A 17,506-nucleotide genomic window follows, 5' to 3' on the forward strand; every position below is an offset into this window, starting at 1 on the left:
GCGCTACTGCCTGGTGGTGTCCCCTAGCAGCCCAGTCACGCGCCATTCGCCATCGTGGTTAACGCGATCATAACCATATTGCGGCAATTTTGTCTCCGATCCAACGGGGGCTCATATGGCCAATACAGGTACTGCATCGCTGACAATCGCCGAACTGCGCGAATTTGCCAATTTTTCGGCGGGTGAGCAGCGCTATATCAAGCGCAGTCTTGATATCGGCCTGGGCCGGCAGGACGCGTTCAAGCTGTGGGCCCGCGATGCCCAGGAAAGCGCGGCGATCCGCAGCCAATATGTCGCCTATCAGGAACTCAAGACCCTGCGCGGGATGATCCCGGCGGAAACCGGCTTTGATGCACTGGAAAGCTTTATGGGCAAACTGGTGCGGGTTGCGGCCTTCGATCTGGCACAAGACCGCCTGACCTGCTTTTCGGCATTCCGGTTTTTGTATGAGCGGCTGCTTGGGGCCGATGTTCGGCCGTTCCTGCCATCCGCCTTTTGCGCCGGGGCAGCCTTGCCGCAAATCCGCCCCGACCGGCGCAAGCATCTGCTGCAATCGATCAGCGAAGCGGCCGCGACCGCGCCGGGCTGGTCCGCGCGTGAGCCCAGTTTCTATCCCGAATGGGTTGAGAAAGAGGCCGCCTAGCTTTGGGCCGTTGGCCCGATACCCTTCGCCTTGCAATAATCCTGAATGACTTGCCCCAACTGCGGCAGCGTCCTAATCAAGCCCTTGGGTTGGATGAGGTACTGCGAAAGGGGCGGTGCGGGTGGTTGATATTTCGGATCTGCCGAAGTGCAGAAATCTGGTCGAACTGTTCCTCAGCCGGGCCGATGCCAAAGGTGATGCGCCGTTCCTGTGGGCCAAGCATGATGGCAAGTGGCAGGCATTAAGCTGGGCCGAAGTGGCGCGGCAGATCTGCTGCCTGGCTCAATCATTGCGCGCGCTGGGGCTGAAAGATGGAGACCGGGTGATGCTGGTCTCGGAAAACCGACCCGAATGGTGCATCGCCGATTTCGCGATCATGGCGGCGGGCTGCATAACGGTGCCGGCCTATGTCACCAACACCGAACGCGATCACTTGCACATCCAGGAAGATTCGGGCGCAGCGGCGGTGATCGTTGCCAATGACAAGCTGGCCAAGCCTTTGCTGGGCGCGGTGGTCCGATCCGGAATTGCCAAACATGTGATCGGGATAGAGCCCTTGCGCATTTCGCAGGCTGGCTCGTTTGATTACCACGATTGGCAGGCCCTGATCGCAGGCGATGGCGCGGCGCAGCGCAAGGCGGTTGAAGCCCGGATTGCCAAGATTGAACGCAGCCAGACCGCGTGCCTGATCTATACCAGCGGCACCGGCGGATCTCCGCGCGGGGTAATGCAGCATCACGGATCAATGCTGATGAACGCGGATGGAGCGGCGCGAATCCTTGCCGAAGATTTCGGACTGGATGACGATGACGCCTTTCTATCGTTCCTGCCGCTAAGCCATGCTTATGAGCATACCGGCGGGCAAATGCTGCCAATCGCGGTCGGCGCGCAGATCTACTATGCCGAGGGGCTGGAAAAGCTCGCCAGCAATATCGAGGAAACCCGCCCAACCGTGATGGTGGTGGTGCCGCGGCTGTTCGAAGTTCTGCGGATGCGGATCATCAAGCAGATCGAGAAGCAAGGCAAAATCGCCAATTTCCTGCTGGATCGCGCGCTGGGGATTGGTTCCGCCAAGGCCCAGGGCAAGCACCGCTGGCGCGACAAGCCGGTCGATCTGCTGCTGGAACGGACGCTTCGTCCCAAAATCCGCGGACGCTTTGGCGGGCGCTTGAAGGCCATGGTTTCAGGCGGAGCGCCGCTAAACCCCGAAGTCGGCGTGTTCTTCGAATCGATGGGGCTAACCATGCTGCAAGGCTATGGTCAGACCGAATCCGGCCCGGTGATTTCATGCAATCGCCCGGCGGCAGGGCTCAAGATGGATACGGTTGGCCCGCCGCTGCACGGCGTTGAAGTGAAGATCGCCGAAGATGGGGAAATTCTGGTTCGCGGCGAACTGGTGATGCAAGGCTATTGGCGCAACAAAGGCGAAACCGAAAAAGCGCTGCAGGCAGATCCGCATGAACCGGAAAAGGGTTTCTGGCTCCACACCGGGGATATCGGCCATATCGATGCCGCCGGCCGGGTTGTTATTACCGACCGCAAGAAAGACATGATTATCAATGACAAGGGCGATAACGTATCGCCCGCGCGGGTTGAAGGGTTGCTGACGCTGCAGGCAGAAATTGCCCAGGCGATGGTGGTCGGCGATCGGAGGCCATATGTGGTCGGGCTGGTTGTGCCCGATCCTGAATGGGCATTGGAATGGGCCCGCGCCAATGGCGAAAAGTTCGATATTGCAGCCTTGCAGGGGCTGCCGGCTTTCCGCAGCGCGATGCGGGCCGCGATTGACCGGGTCAATCAGGATCTTTCAGTGATTGAAAAAGTGCGCCAGTTCACTTTTGCCGATGAAGCGTTTTCGATCGATAATGAGGAAATGACCCCCAAGCAGTCGATCCGCCGACACAAGCTGAAGGCCCGTTATGGCGATCGGCTTGATGGGCTGTACAAAAGCTGATGCCAGTTTTTGCCCGGCTTATGTTGCCGGCCGCGTTTCTGGCCGCCGGTCTGGCCGCCGATGTGCCAATGTCCGATACCCCGCTGCTGCCAGATGCGTTACGCGCGGGCTGGAAGGGCGCGCCGGTCTGCACACTGCTGCGCAGCGATCACACCAACCGGCTGCTGCGCTGCACGTTTGCGCCCGGCATCGGCCACGAACGCCATTTTCACCCGGCCCATATCGGCTATGCGCTGGAAGGCGGAATCATGCGGATCACCGATGCAAAGGGCACCCGCGATCAGGTGCTGGCGGCCGGATCAAGCTATACCAGCGCAGGCACGCCGTGGCATGAAGTGATCAATATCGGCGCGACCCCGGTGACCTATCTGATCTTTGAACGCATCGTGCCAGACCCGGCGTCTGGGGGTGCAAAGCCCCAATAGGCCAAGCCCCAATAGGAAAGGCCGGCCAAGCGGTGGTCCACCCCCGCTGGGCCGGCCTTGATCCGATGAATTTGGCGGTTAGGCCAGATTACATCTTGGCTTCTTCGCTCGAAGCAGCAGCAGCGTCACCCGAAGCGGCATCAACCGGAGCAGCAGCTGATTCTTCAGCAACCGGTGCAGCTTCTTCCTTCTTTTCACCGCAAGCGGCGAGAGCGAGCGAACCAGCAGCGATAGCTGCAACCATAACAATCTTCTTCATTGGGAATCCCCTTAACGTTACCCGTGTCCGCTCAAAGCGGACCGCGCGCGTGTCTGCACGGCTTCGCGGCATTTGTCGATTTGGAAATTGCGCAGCCAACAACAAATTCTGCCCGCAGCGCCTGAAACGGGCAATCTTGCCCGCGCAGACCGATCAAATTTGCGCAAATCTATCGCGCCGGGCGGATCCAGTGGCGCAGCCTGGCCCACAATCCCTGAATGGGCTCGGCTGCGGGTGGCGCAACCGGATCGGGTTCTGCTGCGTCGTTGCCGGCGATAAGCTCAAACCCAAACGGCCAGATCGGCCCGGCTTGCTCGGCCGGCCATGGCTGGGCCTGAACCGGATCGTTCTGAGCGGCCGGAACAGCGGGTGAAAGCAGTATTTCAAGCCGGCCTTGCACCGATTCGCCAAGTAACGAAAAGCCTGGCTCAGCCGCCGCCGCGCCTTCGCTGGCGGGTTCGAACAGGCTGGGTGCGTCTGCCACAGCGGCCGGGCCGGGTTCATCGGCGGCTTCGGGCGGGGCGGTTTGGGCCTCCTCACTTGCGGCGCCGGCCGGCTCTTCAGGACCGGCATCTTCTGGATCGGCATCTTCTGGCCAGAAATCTTCGTCCGGTTGATCAAAGGCCTCAGTGCCAGACTGAGCCGGGCTCAGCATGTCGCGGAAATCCCAGCTTTGACCGGATGGTTTCTTGGTCATCAGCGGGCTCTCGGGAAGATCGTCAAGCACAGGCGGCACGGGCGCTTCGGGCACAAGCGCCTCGGCCTCCAGTTCAGGCCCGGTTGGTGCCGGACCATCGCCGTGACCGCGCAGCCGCGAGATCCGCACTGACATTTCCTGTTCGGTTTCAGCCAGGACCAGCACGGCGCGCTTTTGGGCCCGCGGGATGCCGGTCATCAGCAGGCTGGAATAGCGCGGGCCGGGGATTGCAACATCCGCCTCGCCTTCGTCTTCCTCTGCCTGGGCGGCAGCGCGGCGGACATTTTCGGGCATGCCCACAACCGGGGCATCGAAATACGGATAGACCCCGCTGCTGCCAGCCGTAACGCAGACCGGACGCGGCAAGCCATCCTGCTTGATCTTTTGGTTCACCACTTGGAACAGCAGCACTGAAAGCAGGCAGGCACCCAACGATCCGGCTTGAATTTCTTCGGGATCGGGTTCTTCGCAGGCCAATAGCCGGGCTTCCAGCTGGGCCAGCGCGCCACAAAGGTCATCGGCTCCGTCAAGCGACAGGGCATTGTCACTGGCCTCGCAATCAGCAGACCAGGTGCAGCCATGCATTGAATAGCCGTCCAGCAGATCATCGCGCCCGCTTTGCGAAAACGGATAGGCGGCATCGTTGAAATAGCCGGTTTCGATGTGCGGGTGGAGATAGCCCTGCTCATCAACCGTGGGGACTTCCTCGCCGGCCCAGCCAAATGCGATCGACAGGGCCGTTACCGGGCGTCCGGGCCGATCATGACGGGAAATGCAATCGCCCAGATAGTCCCAGCCGCGCAGCGAAAGCTCTTCGGCGGCGACTGTCAGAAAGCGTTCCGGCAGGACATTTGCCTGCCCTGCATAGGGCACCAGCAGTTCGCGCAGGCGTGCCGCAGCCGCGGCCTCGCGGCCATGGCGCAGATCGCTTTCAACCTCGCGGCGAAAGTCCTCTTCGTTCTTGCCGTCAATAGTGATGATCGTCACAAACTGTTCCCCGGAGCTGGGCTAGCGAGGAAAATGCGCGCCAAATGGTTTATTTGAAGTTACCGCGGCGCATCGTTTCTGAAGTTTTTCGCTGGCCGGCCAAGCGGCTCCTCCAGACTATTCGCTGATAACGGCCCCTTCGCTGCGCGGATCGGCTCCGCCCACGGCCAAGCGCCCATTGATCAGGATAGCCTGCGCCTTAAGCGGAAGCCTGCGCGATTGAACATCGCTGTGGCCAAGCTGGATCAGCGCCGGGATCATGGCTTCAAGTGCCGACCCTTTCTCAACATAGACGGTATTCGTGCCGGGCGCGAAAATTACGGGCAGTGCCAGCGCGTCCTGCGGGCTAAGCCGCCAATCGACCATCCCGATAATGGCCCGGATCACCTGCGCCGGGATCGTTACCCCGCCTGCCGCACCAACCACCATGACCAGCCGGCCATCGGGGGCGAAGACCAGCGTGGGCGACATCGAGCTGCGCGGACGTTTGCCGCCTTCAACCCGGTTGGCCACAATCCGCCCGTCCTTTTCCGGGTTCATATCAAAATCGGTCAGTTCATTGTTCAGGAAATAGCCGCCAACCATCAGTCCCGATCCAAACGAGCTTTCGATTGTAGAGGTATAGGCCACCGCCATCCCATCGCGATCGACGACCGAAATATGCGAAGTGCCATATTCCTCGGCCAGCGGAGCATCGGCGAAAGACAGCTTCTCTGCCCCCGGCGGCGTCCCGGCGCTGACATTGGGCATCGATCTGGCCGGATCGATCAGTGCCGATCGCTGGCTGAGGTAGCCTGCGTCAACCATTCCTTCGGCCGGCACCGGCACAAAATCGGCATCGGCAGAATAGCGTGCGCGATCAGCATAGGCGAGCCGCTCGCTTTCGGCGATCAGGTGCCAGGCGGTCGGCGCATCCTTGCCCAGCGCAGCCAGATCAAACCGCTCCAGCTGGCCCAGCGTTGCAATCACCGTTGTCCCGCCAGAGCTGGGCGGACCCATTCCGCAAATCCTGTAGCCCCGGTATTCGGCGCAGACTGGGACGCGATATTTGGACTTGTAACCGGTCACATCACCCAGAACCATGGGTGCAGGATTGCGCGCCGCCGTGCTAACACGCGCGACGATGCTTTTGGCATTGGCACCATCGTAGAAGGCCTTGGGGCCCTTGTCCGCAATCGCTTGCAGGGTATCGGCCAGTGCCGGGTTCCTGATTACGGCGCCCACCGGCAAGGCACTGCCATCTGCCCCATAATAGAGCGCGCGGCCTTCTGCCGTTGAGGCGGCGATCTGCTTGCTGCCTTCCAGCATCTCAAGCATTCGCGGGGTGATCTGAAAGCCATTGCGCGCCAGCTTGATCGCCGGGGCGAACAGCCGCGCCCAGGGCAAGTGGCCGCGATCACCATGGGCGCGGGCGGCCAGCGCGACATTGCCGGGCACCCCCACGCTGGTCCCGCCTGGAACGGCCTCGGCAAAACTCATCAGCTTGCCGTCCTTGAAAAACCATTTCGGGTGCGCCGCAGCCGGGGCCGTTTCACGCCCATCGATCGTCACCACCTGGCCTTGCCGGGTGGTTGCTACATAGAGCCCGCCCCCGCCAATTCCCGAGCTCTGCGGCTCAACCACGGTCAAGGCCAGCATCGTCGCGATTGCCGCATCGGTGGCATTGCCGCCCTGCCGCAGCATCTGCACCCCGGCATCGGCGGCGCGCGGATCGGCCGCGCTGACCATGCCGGCATCCAGCGATTGCGCGGCAGCGGGGGCCGTCTGGGCCGCAGTCTGCACGGCAGGAGCACAGCTGGTCAGCGCCAGCGGGGCAAGCAAAAAGGCGATGCGGCTTAATGGGTTCATGGTCATGGGCTCCACGCTATTCGCTTCCAACCGCTTCGGCAATGGAGGTAAAGCCATCGCGCTTCATCAAGCGTTCCAAGCCCGCGATTACCTTGCGGGCGATCCCAGGCCCTTCATAAGCCATTGCGCTATACAGCTGGACCAGGCTGGCCCCGGCCCGAATCCGGGCCCAGGCCTGATCGGCGCTGGCAATTCCGCCCACCCCGATCAAGGGCAGCGCCCCGCCGGTAGCCTTGCGAAAGGTCCGCAACCGTTCCAGCGCCAGATCGTGCAGCGGCGCGCCCGATAGACCGCCGGTTTCTGCGGCGTGGCGCGATTTCATTGGCGGGCGGCTGATGGTGGTGTTGGAAACGATCAGCGCATCGATCCCCTTGTCCATGGCGATCCGGGCGATCGCATCGACATCGGCCGGTTCCAGATCGGGTGCAACCTTCAGGAAGATCGGAGGCCGCTGGGCGCCATTGGATACAGCACCATTCCCCCGGGCGGCCAGCACCGCATCAAGCAACGCGGCCAGCGCCGCTTCATCTTGCAAGGCCCGCAGGCCCGGGGTGTTGGGGCTGGATATGTTTATTGCCAGATAGCTGGCAAGCGGCGCCATCAGTCGCACCATGGTCGCATAATCAGCCGTCCGATCGAGCGAATCCTTGTTGGCGCCAACATTGATCCCCACGATCCCGCCGCGCCCCTTGCGCCGCGCCAGCCGGGCCGCGGCGGCTTCTGCTCCGCCATTGTTGAAGCCCATTCGGTTGATCACCGCGCGGTCTTCAAGCAGCCTGAACATCCTGGGGCGGGGATTGCCCGATTGCGGCAAAGGGGTGATCGAACCTACCTCGGCAAACCCGAAACCAAGCCCCAGCAGCGCGTCGGGCACCTCGGCATCCTTGTCATAGCCGGCCGCCATGCCCAGCGGATTGGGAAACGCCAGGCCTGCAACAGTGGTGGCGAGCGGCCCGGGGGTCTGCGCCCCGCCCGGCAACAGCTTCAAGGCAGCGAGCGAGGCCGTGTGGGCGGTTTCCGGATCAAGCAGGAACAGCGCCGGGCGCAACAGCGAATAGAACATCGCGCGGCTATGGCATTGGCAGGGCAAACTGTCGATTCGCCAAGCTGAACGAAAACTGACGAATCCATACAATTCGCGGCAGTGCCGCTGCCCTACCAAGATGGTGCGACCCGAAGGAACTGCCTTGCATGCAAGACAGGCTCCTAACTTCAAAGGCGACCTTCAGGCTTGACCCGAAGGTCGCTTTTTTTTGCATATCGCGCGGCTTGCCAGCGCTCCCCGGCAGGCCTAGGGGCAATTCGGAACGAATCAGTCCGATTAAGGTTTGCCAATGCGCCTGTCTTCCATGGCCGATTATGCTGTCGTCACGATGAGCGCCGCCGCGCGCCATTGCGGTGCTGCACGGGTATCAGCGGCGCAGCTGGCCGAAGAAACCGGCCTGCCTGCGCCCACCGTGCAAAAGCTGGTCAGCCGGTTGACCGCTGCGGGGCTGCTGCGCAGCACGCGCGGGGCTGGTGGCGGGCTTAAACTGGCCCGGCCGGCTGCTGCGATCACACTGGCTGAAATCATCGAAGCGGTCGAAGGCCCGATCGCGCTGACCGCCTGTGTCGAACAGGGCCGCCACGATTGCGGCATGGAAAGCGCCTGTTTGGTGCGCCCGCACTGGCCGCTGGTCAACGACGCGATGCGCAGCGCGCTGGCCGGGGTGTCGCTGATCCAGTTGGCGGGAGCGGTGCGATGACTGACACCCAGATCAAAGATCAGGCCGCGCGCGATGCGGCGGCGAAAGTGGCCGATTACGAACACGGCTGGTCGGCCGATATTGAGACTGAATTTGCCGAAAAGGGCCTCAACGAAGACACTGTCCGGTTCATTTCGTCCAAGAAGAACGAGCCTGAATGGATGCTCGAATGGCGGCTCAAGGCGTTCCGTCACTGGCAGACTATGCCGATGCCCGATTGGGCCAAGCTGAACATTCCGCCGATCGATTACCAGGATGCCTATTACTACGCCGCGCCCAAGGCCAAGCCCAAGCTGGCCAGCCTGGACGAGGTCGATCCAGAGATCCTGCGGGTTTACGAAAAGCTGGGCATCCCGCTTGAGGAGCAGAAGGTGCTCGCGGGCGTTGAAGGCGCACGCAAGGTTGCGGTCGATGCGGTGTTCGATTCGGTTTCGGTCGCCACCACCTTCCGCGAAGAGCTGAAGCGCGCCGGGGTGATCTTCCTCTCGATTTCGGAGGCGATTCGCGAATATCCCGAGATGGTCAAGAAGTGGCTCGGCAAGATCGTGCCGATGCATGACAACTTCTTCAGCGCGCTCAACTGTGCGGTTTTTTCCGACGGAACCTTCGTCTACATCCCAGAAGGCGTGCGCTGCCCGATGGAGCTATCGACCTATTTCCGGATCAATGCTGAAAACACCGGACAGTTCGAACGCACGCTGATCATTGCCGAAAAAGACAGCTACGTCAGCTACCTAGAAGGCTGCACCGCGCCGATGCGCGATGAAAACCAGCTTCACGCTGCGGTGGTCGAACTGGTCGCGCTGGATGATGCAGAGATCAAGTATTCGACCGTGCAGAACTGGTATCCCGGCAATGCCGAAGGGCTGGGCGGGATCTATAATTTCGTTACCAAGCGCGCACTGTGCCAGGGCAAGCGCAGCAAGGTTTCGTGGACCCAGGTTGAGACCGGATCTGCGGTGACATGGAAGTATCCTTCGTGCGTGCTCAATGGTGAAGAATCGGTCGGCGAGTTCTACTCGGTCGCCGTCACCAACAATTATCAGCAGGCCGATACCGGCACCAAGATGATCCACAACGGCAAGGGCACCCGCTCGACCATCATCTCCAAGGGCATCTCGGCCGGCAAGAGCCAGAACACCTATCGCGGCCTCGTCCGCGTCGCGCCGGGCGCAGAAGGCGTGCGCAATTTCACCCAGTGCGATTCGCTGCTGCTCGGCAAAGACTGCGGCGCGCACACTGTGCCCTATATCGAAGTGCGCAATCCTTCGGCCCAGATCGAGCATGAGGCGACAACTTCGAAGATTTCGGACGACCAGCTGTTCTATGCGATGCAGCGCGGGCTGGATCAGGAAGCGGCGGTGGCGCTGATCGTCAACGGCTTCGCCAAGGAAGTGCTGCAACAACTGCCAATGGAGTTTGCGGTCGAAGCGCAGAAGCTGCTGGGCATTTCACTTGAAGGATCGGTCGGATGACCAAAAAAACTCTCACCGTCCTCCCGCTCGACGAGCGCACCGACGCCCCCGAGCTTGAGCGGCGCGGGCGCGGGTGGGCTATTTCGGACAAGCGGCTCGACAAGATCCACGATCAGGCCCGGCGCAACAAGATGGAGCCGACCGAGGCGCAGAAGCTGCTGGGCGAAAAGCTGAACGAGGCCAATCTCGGCAAGTTCAAGCTGTCCCGCCAGCAAGTGATCGGCTCTGCCATCCTCGATTTTGCCTGCAACCCGCTGAAGGTTGCGGTCTCGATCGACGAGGGCGGTGATCCGGCAGTGATCGCGCGGCGCGACAAGAGCCTTGAGGCGGTTGGCGTGCACCTGCTGCGCTTCACCGCTGCGCGCGTGCTGGAAGAGAGCGACGCGGTGGTGGCAGAGATCGTTGCAGCGATGAAGGCCCGCTATGGCGAGCGCGGCCGCGCCCATAAACCGCAATATCAGTCGCCCGGCGCGCCGCGACGCTAGCAGGAATGGCCATGCTCAAAATCGAAAACCTTCACGCGACCGTCGCCGACAAGCCGATCCTCAAGGGCCTGTCGCTTGAGCTTAATGCCGGCGAAGTCCATGCGATTATGGGCCCCAATGGTGCGGGCAAATCAACGCTGTCCTATGTGCTGGGCGGGCGGCCCGGATATGAGGTGACCGAGGGTTCGGTAACTTTCACACCCCCCTCTCGTCATCCCCGCGAAGGCGGGGATCCATCTGGGGCCTCGTCCCAAACGCAAGGTTCGGAGCTGGGTTCCCGCCTTCGCGGGAATGACGGTGGTGAATTGGATTTGTTGGCGCTTGAACCCTACGAGCGCGCGGCGGCCGGCCTGTTTCTGGGCTTCCAGTACCCGGTTGAGATCCCCGGCGTATCCTTCGTCCAATTCCTGCGAGAAAGCCTCAATGCCCAGCGAAAGTCGCGCGGGGATGCGCCGCTGTCGGGCGGCGACTTCCTCAAGCTCGCCCGCGAAAAGGCGGCGCTGCTTAAGCTGGACATGGAAATGCTCAAGCGCCCGGTCAATGTCGGCTTTTCGGGCGGCGAGAAGAAGCGCGCCGAGATGGTCCAGATGGGGATCCTTGATCCCGCGCTGGCGGTGCTTGATGAAACCGATTCGGGCCTGGATATCGATGCGCTGCGGATTGTCGGCGATGGGATCAATGCCACCATGCGCAGCGCGGGCAAGGCGGTGCTGCTGATCACCCACTACCAACGGCTGCTCGATTATGTGAAGCCAGACTTTGTCCACGTTTTGGCGGGCGGCCGGATCGTGCGGACCGGCGGGCCGGAACTCGCGCATGAGCTGGAAGAGCATGGTTATGAGGAAGTTGCAGGGTGACCACTGCCGCAGCCCTTCTTCCCACCCGCAAGGACGAGGACTTCCGCTATGCCGATATCGAATCGCTAGCGCGCGTCTGGCCCGTCGCGGTCGAGACGATGTTGTTGGGCGAAGGCGAACATCGCGCACTAAGCATGGTCAATATGGGGGTGGGCGAGCTGGCGATTGTGCTGGCGCCGGGCGCTTCGCTCGATCTGCACGTGCTCAACGCAGGGCAAGGTTATGGCCGCCTTTCGTTGCGGGCCGAATTGGGCGCGGGCTCGAAGTTCACGTTTGGCGCCGCGCAGCTTGCGGGCCGCGGGCAGGTGCTTGAGGTGGTCACCCAGGTGGCGCACCTTGGCCCCGGTGCCGCCAGCCAACAGGTGGTGCGCTCAGTCGCGGGCGGCGGCTCGGCCGCGAACTATCTGGGCAAGGTCCATGTTGCCAAAGGGGCCGACGGCACCGATGGATCGCAATCGGTCCGCGCGATGCTGCTTGACCGGCACAGCGCGGCCAATGCCAAGCCGGAGCTGGAAATATTCGCCGACGATGTGAAATGCGCACATGGCTGCGCGGTGGGCGAACTTGATGCCTCGGCGCTGTTCTATATGGCCCAGCGCGGGCTTCCTCCCGAAATGGCCAAGCGATTGATGTTGCAAGCCTTTCTGGCAGAAGCTTTTGCCGGGGCTGAGGATCAGGAGGCGCTGCTGGAACAGGCGGTTGCCGCGCTTGAGGCGATGCTGTGATGGCGGCGCTGCGCGATCAGTTTCCGGGGCTGGCTGGCGGCTGGCATTACCTGGATACCGCCGCCACGGCGCAAAAACCGCAGGCGGTGATCGATGCGACTGTGCGGGCGATGGGCGCGGATTATGCTACGGTCCACCGCGGGGTCTATGCCCGATCGGCCGAAATGACCCTGGCCTATGAAGCGGTCCGGGCCAAGGTTGCGGGATTGATCGGCGGCGCAGGGGACGAGCTGGTTTTTACCCGCGGCGCAACCGAGGCGATCAATCTGGTTGCCCGCAGTTTTCCAGCTTGCGGGGAAAAGCCGCGCCGGGTGTTGCTGTCGCAGCTGGAGCACCACAGTAACATCGTGCCGTGGCAGCTGGCCGGGTGGCAGATCGATGTCTGTCCGCTGACTGCTGATGGACGGATCGATCTTGATGCGGCCGAGGCGATGCTAACCCCTGATTTCGATATGGTTGCCGTGGCCCACGTTTCCAATGTGCTCGGCTCGCTGCTCGACGTGCCGCGCGCGGCTGCGCTGGCGCACAAGGTTGGCGCCAGCCTGCTGCTTGATGGGTGCCAGGCGGCGGCGCGGCTGCCGGTGGATATGACCGCGCTGGGCTGCGATTTCTATGCCTTTTCGGCCCACAAGCTTTATGGTCCGACGGGGATCGGGGCGCTGTGGGGCAAGCCGGGCCTGCTGGCGGCCATGCCGCCATGGCAGGGCGGCGGTGCGATGATCGACAAGGTCAGCTTTGCCGGCACCACGTTTGCCTTGCCGCCCGGCCGGTTTGAAGCTGGTACGCCGGCGATAATCGAGGCGATCGGATTTGGCGCGGCAATCGAATTTGTTGAAGGCATTGGGATAGAGGCAATCCAGGCGCATGAAGCGCGGCTGGTTGGCCAGTTGCGTGCGGCATTGCAGATGCGCAACGATATCACCCTGTTTGGGCCGGAAGATGCAGCCGGGATCGTTTCTTTTGCGATGGATGGGGTGCATCCGCACGATCTGGGCACCATCTTGGACGAGCAGGCGCCGGATGGAACCCGTGTTGCGATCCGGGCGGGGCATCACTGCGCCCAGCCGCTGATGGAGCACCTTGGGGTGCCCGCCACCGCGCGGGCCAGTTTCGGGATCTATTCGGATGAAAGCGATATTGCCGCGCTGATCGCGGGCATCGAACGGACACGGAGGATTTTCGGATGAGCGCTCCTGAGAATATCGGGGAACCGAAATTCAAGGTTGAGGAAGTGGACAGCGTTGCGCCGCCGCCGCGCGCGCGCGTGGAGGATGCAGAGGCGCCGGCCGACAAGCTTGGGCGCAAGCGCGATTACCTCGCCGGGTTTCTTGAAGAGAAGCCTGTTGCTGCTGATCCAACTGCCCCAGGCGGTGATCTTTACGAAGCAGTGATCGCGGCACTGAAGGATATTTTCGATCCCGAAATTCCGGTCAATATCTACGATCTGGGGCTGATCTATGGCGTCGAAGTGGATGAAGATTGCGGGGTTATGGTATCGATGACCCTTACCACCCCGCATTGCCCGGTGGCCGAATCAATGCCCGGCGAGGTTGAGCTTAGGGTCAGCGCGGTGCCCGGGGTGCGCGACGCCGAAGTGCATCTGGTCTGGGATCCGCCGTGGGACCCGGGCAAGATGAGCGATGAAGCCCGGCTGGAGCTTGGAATGTTATGACCACAACCCCTCCACAGAAAGCCGGCAGAGCTCGGCCTGCTGCCGTGATCCTGACCGCCGCTGCCCAAGCGCGGGTCGCAAAGCTGATGGCCGAAGCGCCCGCAGACGCGATCGGGGTCAAGCTTTCAACGCCGCGCCGGGGTTGTTCGGGGCTGGCCTATTCGGTTGACTATGTCAGCGATGCGAATGCGATGGACGAGCGGATCGAGACTTCGGGCGGCCTGTTTTTTATCGATGGTGCATCAGTGCTCTACCTGATCGGCAGCACGATGGATTGGCAGGAAGACGATTTCACCGCAGGCTTCGTGTTTCAGAACCCCAATGCCAAAGGGGCCTGCGGCTGCGGAGAAAGCTTTACGGTCTAGGGCCGGGCTCAGATCTTGACCCCGAACATTTCGCCAGTGTCTTCTGCGATCCAGGCGAGCAATGCCTTTTCCATCGGATCCAGCTCTTCATCAGCCTCAAGCAGGTCGGTCAACCAATGGCTTTCCTCGTCGGTCAGCTGAGCCGCTTCTGCGGCCTCGGCCTCTATGTCGGGCGCGTTCGGATTGATATCAAGCAGGCTGCCAAAAGCGCCTTCGAAATCTGGCTTGGATGTGAACATCCGGCCCAAAAACCCCCCAATTCCGGAGGCTTGCTGGCTCATGAAGATCTCAAGCTCGGCTGCGCGCGCAGTGCTAAGCGGTTCGTGTCCGCCAAAGCCCAGCAGATAGTTGGCAACGCCTTGGACAAACAGCTTTTCCCATTCCGGATTGTTTACATCGTATAGCGTCTGATCCTTGATCCGGAACAGCATTTCAGCCTCGCGCTGGCTAACGGCGGCGGGGCGATCGCTGGCCGGTGCAAAGATCAACCGGCGCAGCAGGATGCATTCGGCCAGATTGATACCGTGCGGATCCAGTTCACCGCTGCGGGTTGGGCCATCGCCGTTCACAACCGCAGCTTCAACTTGCGTGAGGACATAGGCCTTCAGCTTTTCGGGAACGTTGATCGCCGTTTCGCAGACCTTGACCAGCAATTCGAGCTCGGCCACTGTTCCGACCCGGCCATCGCGATCGATCCGTGAAATCAGCTCGTCAGCCATTTCGTCGTCAACATAGCCCTTGGGCTCTACCGTATCGACAACAAAGCAGCTCAGCGCTTCGACGAAGAAATCGCACCATTCGCTGGTCGGCGCGTCGCAGGCATCGTTGGCGGTAAACAGGGCTTCGGCCTCTTCAGGCTCCATCTTGCCATCGGCCCAGCCGAGCCGGCGCAGTTCGAGCACTTCTTCGGCTGAAATAGCCCCGTCTGCCGCGGCATCTGCGGCCAGAATTCCAAATTCCATACTCATGGCAAAGCTGCCCCCGGTCAAAAAACTCAGACGCGTGGTGCCAGACTATCCTTAAAACCCGGTTACCTGTGTTCTGCCGTTATCCGCCGGTTCGCCGCGTTACCTTTTGCGCAGCGCCGCGACGCAGGCCGCCCGATCGACATCCTGACCATCGCTGGCCCGGCGGGCATCGACAAAAGTTGCCTCGGGATCGCGGTCCTTGGCGGGGGGGTACAGGTAGATATCAAGGACGCACGGTCCGCCCACAAATTGCAGCTTGCGGGCATCACCTTCCCAAACATCCAGCCGCGGTGTGCCAAACTGGCGGATCAATGCATCGCGATTGGCGCCAACAACCCCTTCAAGCCCGGGCGCCGCCTGCACCCGCGCCACAGGCGGCGGCGTGCGCAGCGATGGCCGGATCGGGGCGGCCTGGGTCGGCCGTTTGGGCGGGGGCGCGGCAGTGGTGCTGCAGGCGGCCAGCACAAGCGGCAGCGGCAGGGCAATCAGAAGGCGGGGCAATATCACTTGCGCCCCTTGCGATGGATCAGGTGCACTGCGCAAGCCGCACCAAGGAAAGGTGCGGCGAAATTCACTACTGGTACGGTCAGCAGAACCGCCGTGATCGCGCCCAGCGCCAATCGCTGCGCTGGGCCCAGCGGCGCGGCGGACTGCACGGTAAGGCGATGGCGCAGCCACACCATATCCTGCAATTCGCGTCCCAGCAGTATGGCGTTGACGGCAATGAACACCAGCGGCGCACCCAGGCCGGTAACCAGCAGAGCCAGCGCGACCGGCAGGGCCAGCAGGTTGAATAGCACGGCCCGCGCAGCGCCGCCCAGGCTGCGCCGCGCCTCTTCGCGCCAACCCAGTTTGCGTGCGGTTTTGGCCATTTCGGGATAGTGGCGCTGCTCGATCGCGGCCACCACATCATCGGCAAAGAACTGCAGCACCGCCAGCGCAACAATCCGCCACAGCAGCCACGGCCCGAACAATGCCAGCATCACAACCAGAATTTCGGCGGCTTCTGAACCGGGCGCCAGCTGCTGTGCGGCCAACCGAAGGGCAAAGAATGCCGCGATCCCAAACACGACAACCGCAAGCACCGTCGCAAGTACGCTTTTGAGCCAGATCGGCAGCAGCCGCCGATCAAACAGGTCGGCCAGGGCAAGGGTTAACGCAGCGAGCATGTCCTGATCGGGATTGCCATACCGGCGCGCGCTGTCAACGCCCGCTTCCATCACGGCGCGAAACTCGCTAGGCGCGGCCCCCAAGCCCCTACCAGTCCCATTCCCCTACCAGCCAAGGAGTTCCGCGTGTCCAACCCCAGCAGCCCGGCATCCAGTTTGCAGGTTATCGCCATCGGCAATGCTATCGTCGATGTTATGGCTCCGTGCGCGGATGCCCTGATCGAGCGGCTGGGCCTGGTGCGCGGCGGGATGACGCTGGTCGATACCGACCGCGCCCAGGAGCTTTATGACGCGATGGGCCCCGCGCGCGAGATTTCGGGCGGTTCGGCGGCCAATACCCTGGCTGGCCTGGCGGCGCTGGGCAGCAGCTGCGCCTTCATTGGCCAGGTTGCCCAGGATCAGATGGGCGAAGTCTTTGCGCATGATATCCGCGCCGGGGGGATATCCTTTGAAACCCCGGCCCGCGCCGGTGATCCGCCCACGGCGCGGTGCCTGATTTTCGTAACCCCCGATGGCCAGCGCACCATGAACACCTACCTTGGCGCGTCACAGTTCCTGCCGCCAGCCGCGCTTGACGAGGCTGCCATTGCCGCAGCGCAAGTGCTCTATCTGGAAGGCTATCTGTGGGATCCGGAAGAGCCGCGTTCAGCCATGCGCCGGGCAATTGCCGCCGCCCGGAATGCTGGCCGAAAGGTGGCCTTCACCTTGTCTGACGCGTTCGTTATCGCGCGCCATGGCGATGATTTCCGCAGCCTGATTGAAGCGGGCGAAATCGATATCCTGTTCGCCAATCATATCGAACTGGCGGCGTTGACCGGGCAGGATGATTTCCACGCCGGGATCGATGCGCTGAAGTCCAAAGTGCCGATGCTGGTCGTGACCCGCAGCGAACACGGCGCGGTTGCGGCGTGCGGCGGTGAATTGTTTGAAGTTCGGGCCGAGCCGGTCGAACAGGTGATCGATACGACCGGCGCTGGCGATCTGTTTGCCGCAGGTTTTCTGCACGGCCATGTCCAGGGGCGCCCGCCGGCTGAATGTCTGGAAATCGGGGCGATCTGCGCGGCCGAAATCATCTCGCACTATGGCGCACGGCCCGAAGCGAATCTCAAAGACCTGATTGACGCACGATTCGGCTAAGGCCGGTCGCAATTCGTTAATGATAATTTCCTAGATTCGATATCCACAGGTTTGTCCACTAGCGTGGGAACCTTGGGCGATTCGCACCGGGTTCA

19 protein-coding genes are annotated in these 17,506 nt (G+C 62.1%); 12 read left to right on the forward strand and 7 right to left on the reverse strand.

The genetic code is table 11. The annotated features are described in order from the left end of the window. The first annotated feature begins 115 nt into the window (after window positions 1-115). The 3 genes from ABL914_RS03305 (at window position 116) to ABL914_RS03315 (ending at window position 3,022) form a co-directional block, all read left to right on the forward strand. A complete protein-coding gene (locus tag ABL914_RS03305; protein WP_391561732.1) occupies window positions 116-643 on the forward strand; it encodes a hypothetical protein in 528 nt (175 codons plus the stop codon). Window positions 644-764: 121 nt separating this feature from the next. Then, window positions 765-2,597, forward strand: coding sequence for an AMP-dependent synthetase/ligase (locus ABL914_RS03310; protein ID WP_391561733.1), 1,833 nt, complete (start codon window positions 765-767; stop codon window positions 2,595-2,597). Beyond that, a complete protein-coding gene (locus ABL914_RS03315) occupies window positions 2,597-3,022 on the forward strand; it encodes a cupin domain-containing protein (RefSeq protein WP_391561734.1) in 426 nt (141 codons plus the stop codon). The genes ABL914_RS03310 and ABL914_RS03315 overlap by 1 nt, the downstream gene beginning before the upstream one ends. A gap of 88 nt (window positions 3,023-3,110) precedes the next feature. Here ABL914_RS03315 and ABL914_RS03320 read toward each other — a convergent pair whose 3' ends face one another. The 4 genes from ABL914_RS03320 to ABL914_RS03335 form a co-directional block, all read right to left on the reverse strand. Next, window positions 3,111-3,281 carry a hypothetical protein gene (locus ABL914_RS03320; RefSeq protein WP_391561735.1) on the reverse strand — a complete coding sequence of 57 codons (171 nt, stop codon included), beginning with the start codon at window positions 3,279-3,281 and terminating at the stop codon, window positions 3,111-3,113. A gap of 169 nt (window positions 3,282-3,450) precedes the next feature. Further along, a complete protein-coding gene (locus ABL914_RS03325) occupies window positions 3,451-4,965 on the reverse strand; it encodes a hypothetical protein (protein WP_391561736.1) in 1,515 nt (504 codons plus the stop codon). Window positions 4,966-5,082: 117 nt separating this feature from the next. Then, entirely contained in the window at window positions 5,083-6,819 is a 1,737-nt protein-coding gene (gene ggt / locus ABL914_RS03330; RefSeq protein ID WP_391561737.1) for a gamma-glutamyltransferase, read from the reverse strand. A 10-nt stretch (window positions 6,820-6,829) separates the two neighbouring features. Then, window positions 6,830-7,876: a quinone-dependent dihydroorotate dehydrogenase gene (locus ABL914_RS03335; protein ID WP_391561738.1), complete on the reverse strand. Its 1,047-nt coding sequence runs from the start codon at window positions 7,874-7,876 to the stop codon at window positions 6,830-6,832. A gap of 271 nt (window positions 7,877-8,147) precedes the next feature. On the opposite strand from ABL914_RS03335, the gene ABL914_RS03340 reads away from it, so the two are divergent. The 8 genes from ABL914_RS03340 to ABL914_RS03375 are packed head-to-tail and all read left to right on the forward strand — an operon-like array spanning window position 8,148 to window position 14,137. Beyond that, entirely contained in the window at window positions 8,148-8,558 is a 411-nt protein-coding gene (locus ABL914_RS03340) for an SUF system Fe-S cluster assembly regulator (RefSeq protein WP_391561739.1), read from the forward strand. Then, window positions 8,555-10,033: a Fe-S cluster assembly protein SufB gene (gene sufB, locus ABL914_RS03345; RefSeq protein ID WP_391561740.1), complete on the forward strand. Its 1,479-nt coding sequence runs from the start codon at window positions 8,555-8,557 to the stop codon at window positions 10,031-10,033. Before ABL914_RS03340 ends, sufB begins: the two co-directional genes overlap by 4 nt. Further along, entirely contained in the window at window positions 10,030-10,518 is a 489-nt protein-coding gene (locus ABL914_RS03350; RefSeq protein ID WP_391561741.1) for an endonuclease domain-containing protein, read from the forward strand. Before sufB ends, ABL914_RS03350 begins: the two co-directional genes overlap by 4 nt. Before the next feature lie 11 nt (window positions 10,519-10,529). Then, window positions 10,530-11,375, forward strand: coding sequence for a Fe-S cluster assembly ATPase SufC (sufC, locus tag ABL914_RS03355; RefSeq protein WP_391561814.1), 846 nt, complete (start codon window positions 10,530-10,532; stop codon window positions 11,373-11,375). After that, window positions 11,372-12,100, forward strand: a complete 729-nt coding sequence (locus tag ABL914_RS03360; RefSeq protein WP_391561742.1) for a SufD family Fe-S cluster assembly protein — start codon at window positions 11,372-11,374, stop codon at window positions 12,098-12,100. Before sufC ends, ABL914_RS03360 begins: the two co-directional genes overlap by 4 nt. Then, the gene (locus ABL914_RS03365; protein WP_391561743.1) at window positions 12,100-13,287 is read left to right on the forward strand and encodes an aminotransferase class V-fold PLP-dependent enzyme; all 1,188 of its coding nucleotides are present in this window, start codon (window positions 12,100-12,102) and stop codon (window positions 13,285-13,287) included. The genes ABL914_RS03360 and ABL914_RS03365 overlap by 1 nt, the downstream gene beginning before the upstream one ends. Beyond that, window positions 13,284-13,772, forward strand: a complete 489-nt coding sequence (locus ABL914_RS03370) for an SUF system Fe-S cluster assembly protein (protein ID WP_391561744.1) — start codon at window positions 13,284-13,286, stop codon at window positions 13,770-13,772. The genes ABL914_RS03365 and ABL914_RS03370 overlap by 4 nt, the downstream gene beginning before the upstream one ends. After that, window positions 13,769-14,137, forward strand: a complete 369-nt coding sequence (locus tag ABL914_RS03375) for a HesB/IscA family protein (RefSeq protein ID WP_391561745.1) — start codon at window positions 13,769-13,771, stop codon at window positions 14,135-14,137. Before ABL914_RS03370 ends, ABL914_RS03375 begins: the two co-directional genes overlap by 4 nt. Before the next feature lie 8 nt (window positions 14,138-14,145). Here the strand turns inward: ABL914_RS03375 and ABL914_RS03380 are convergent, their stop codons facing one another. The 3 genes from ABL914_RS03380 to ABL914_RS03390 form a co-directional block, all read right to left on the reverse strand. Next, window positions 14,146-15,105 (reverse strand): hypothetical protein, encoded by a 960-nt coding sequence (locus ABL914_RS03380; RefSeq protein ID WP_391561746.1) that lies wholly within the window; start codon window positions 15,103-15,105, stop codon window positions 14,146-14,148. A 99-nt stretch (window positions 15,106-15,204) separates the two neighbouring features. Further along, entirely contained in the window at window positions 15,205-15,612 is a 408-nt protein-coding gene (locus ABL914_RS03385; RefSeq protein WP_391561747.1) for a hypothetical protein, read from the reverse strand. Further along, window positions 15,609-16,325, reverse strand: a complete 717-nt coding sequence (locus tag ABL914_RS03390) for an EI24 domain-containing protein (RefSeq protein WP_391561748.1) — start codon at window positions 16,323-16,325, stop codon at window positions 15,609-15,611. The genes ABL914_RS03385 and ABL914_RS03390 overlap by 4 nt, the downstream gene beginning before the upstream one ends. 75 nt (window positions 16,326-16,400) lie before the next feature. On the opposite strand from ABL914_RS03390, the gene ABL914_RS03395 reads away from it, so the two are divergent. Then, window positions 16,401-17,411, forward strand: coding sequence for an adenosine kinase (locus ABL914_RS03395; RefSeq protein ID WP_391561749.1), 1,011 nt, complete (start codon window positions 16,401-16,403; stop codon window positions 17,409-17,411). The last annotated feature ends 95 nt before the right edge of the window (window positions 17,412-17,506 follow it).

The sequence above is a fragment of the Novosphingobium sp. genome (genome assembly GCF_040079535.1).
In the GTDB taxonomy this organism is placed as follows: Bacteria; Pseudomonadota; Alphaproteobacteria; order Sphingomonadales; family Sphingomonadaceae; genus Novosphingobium.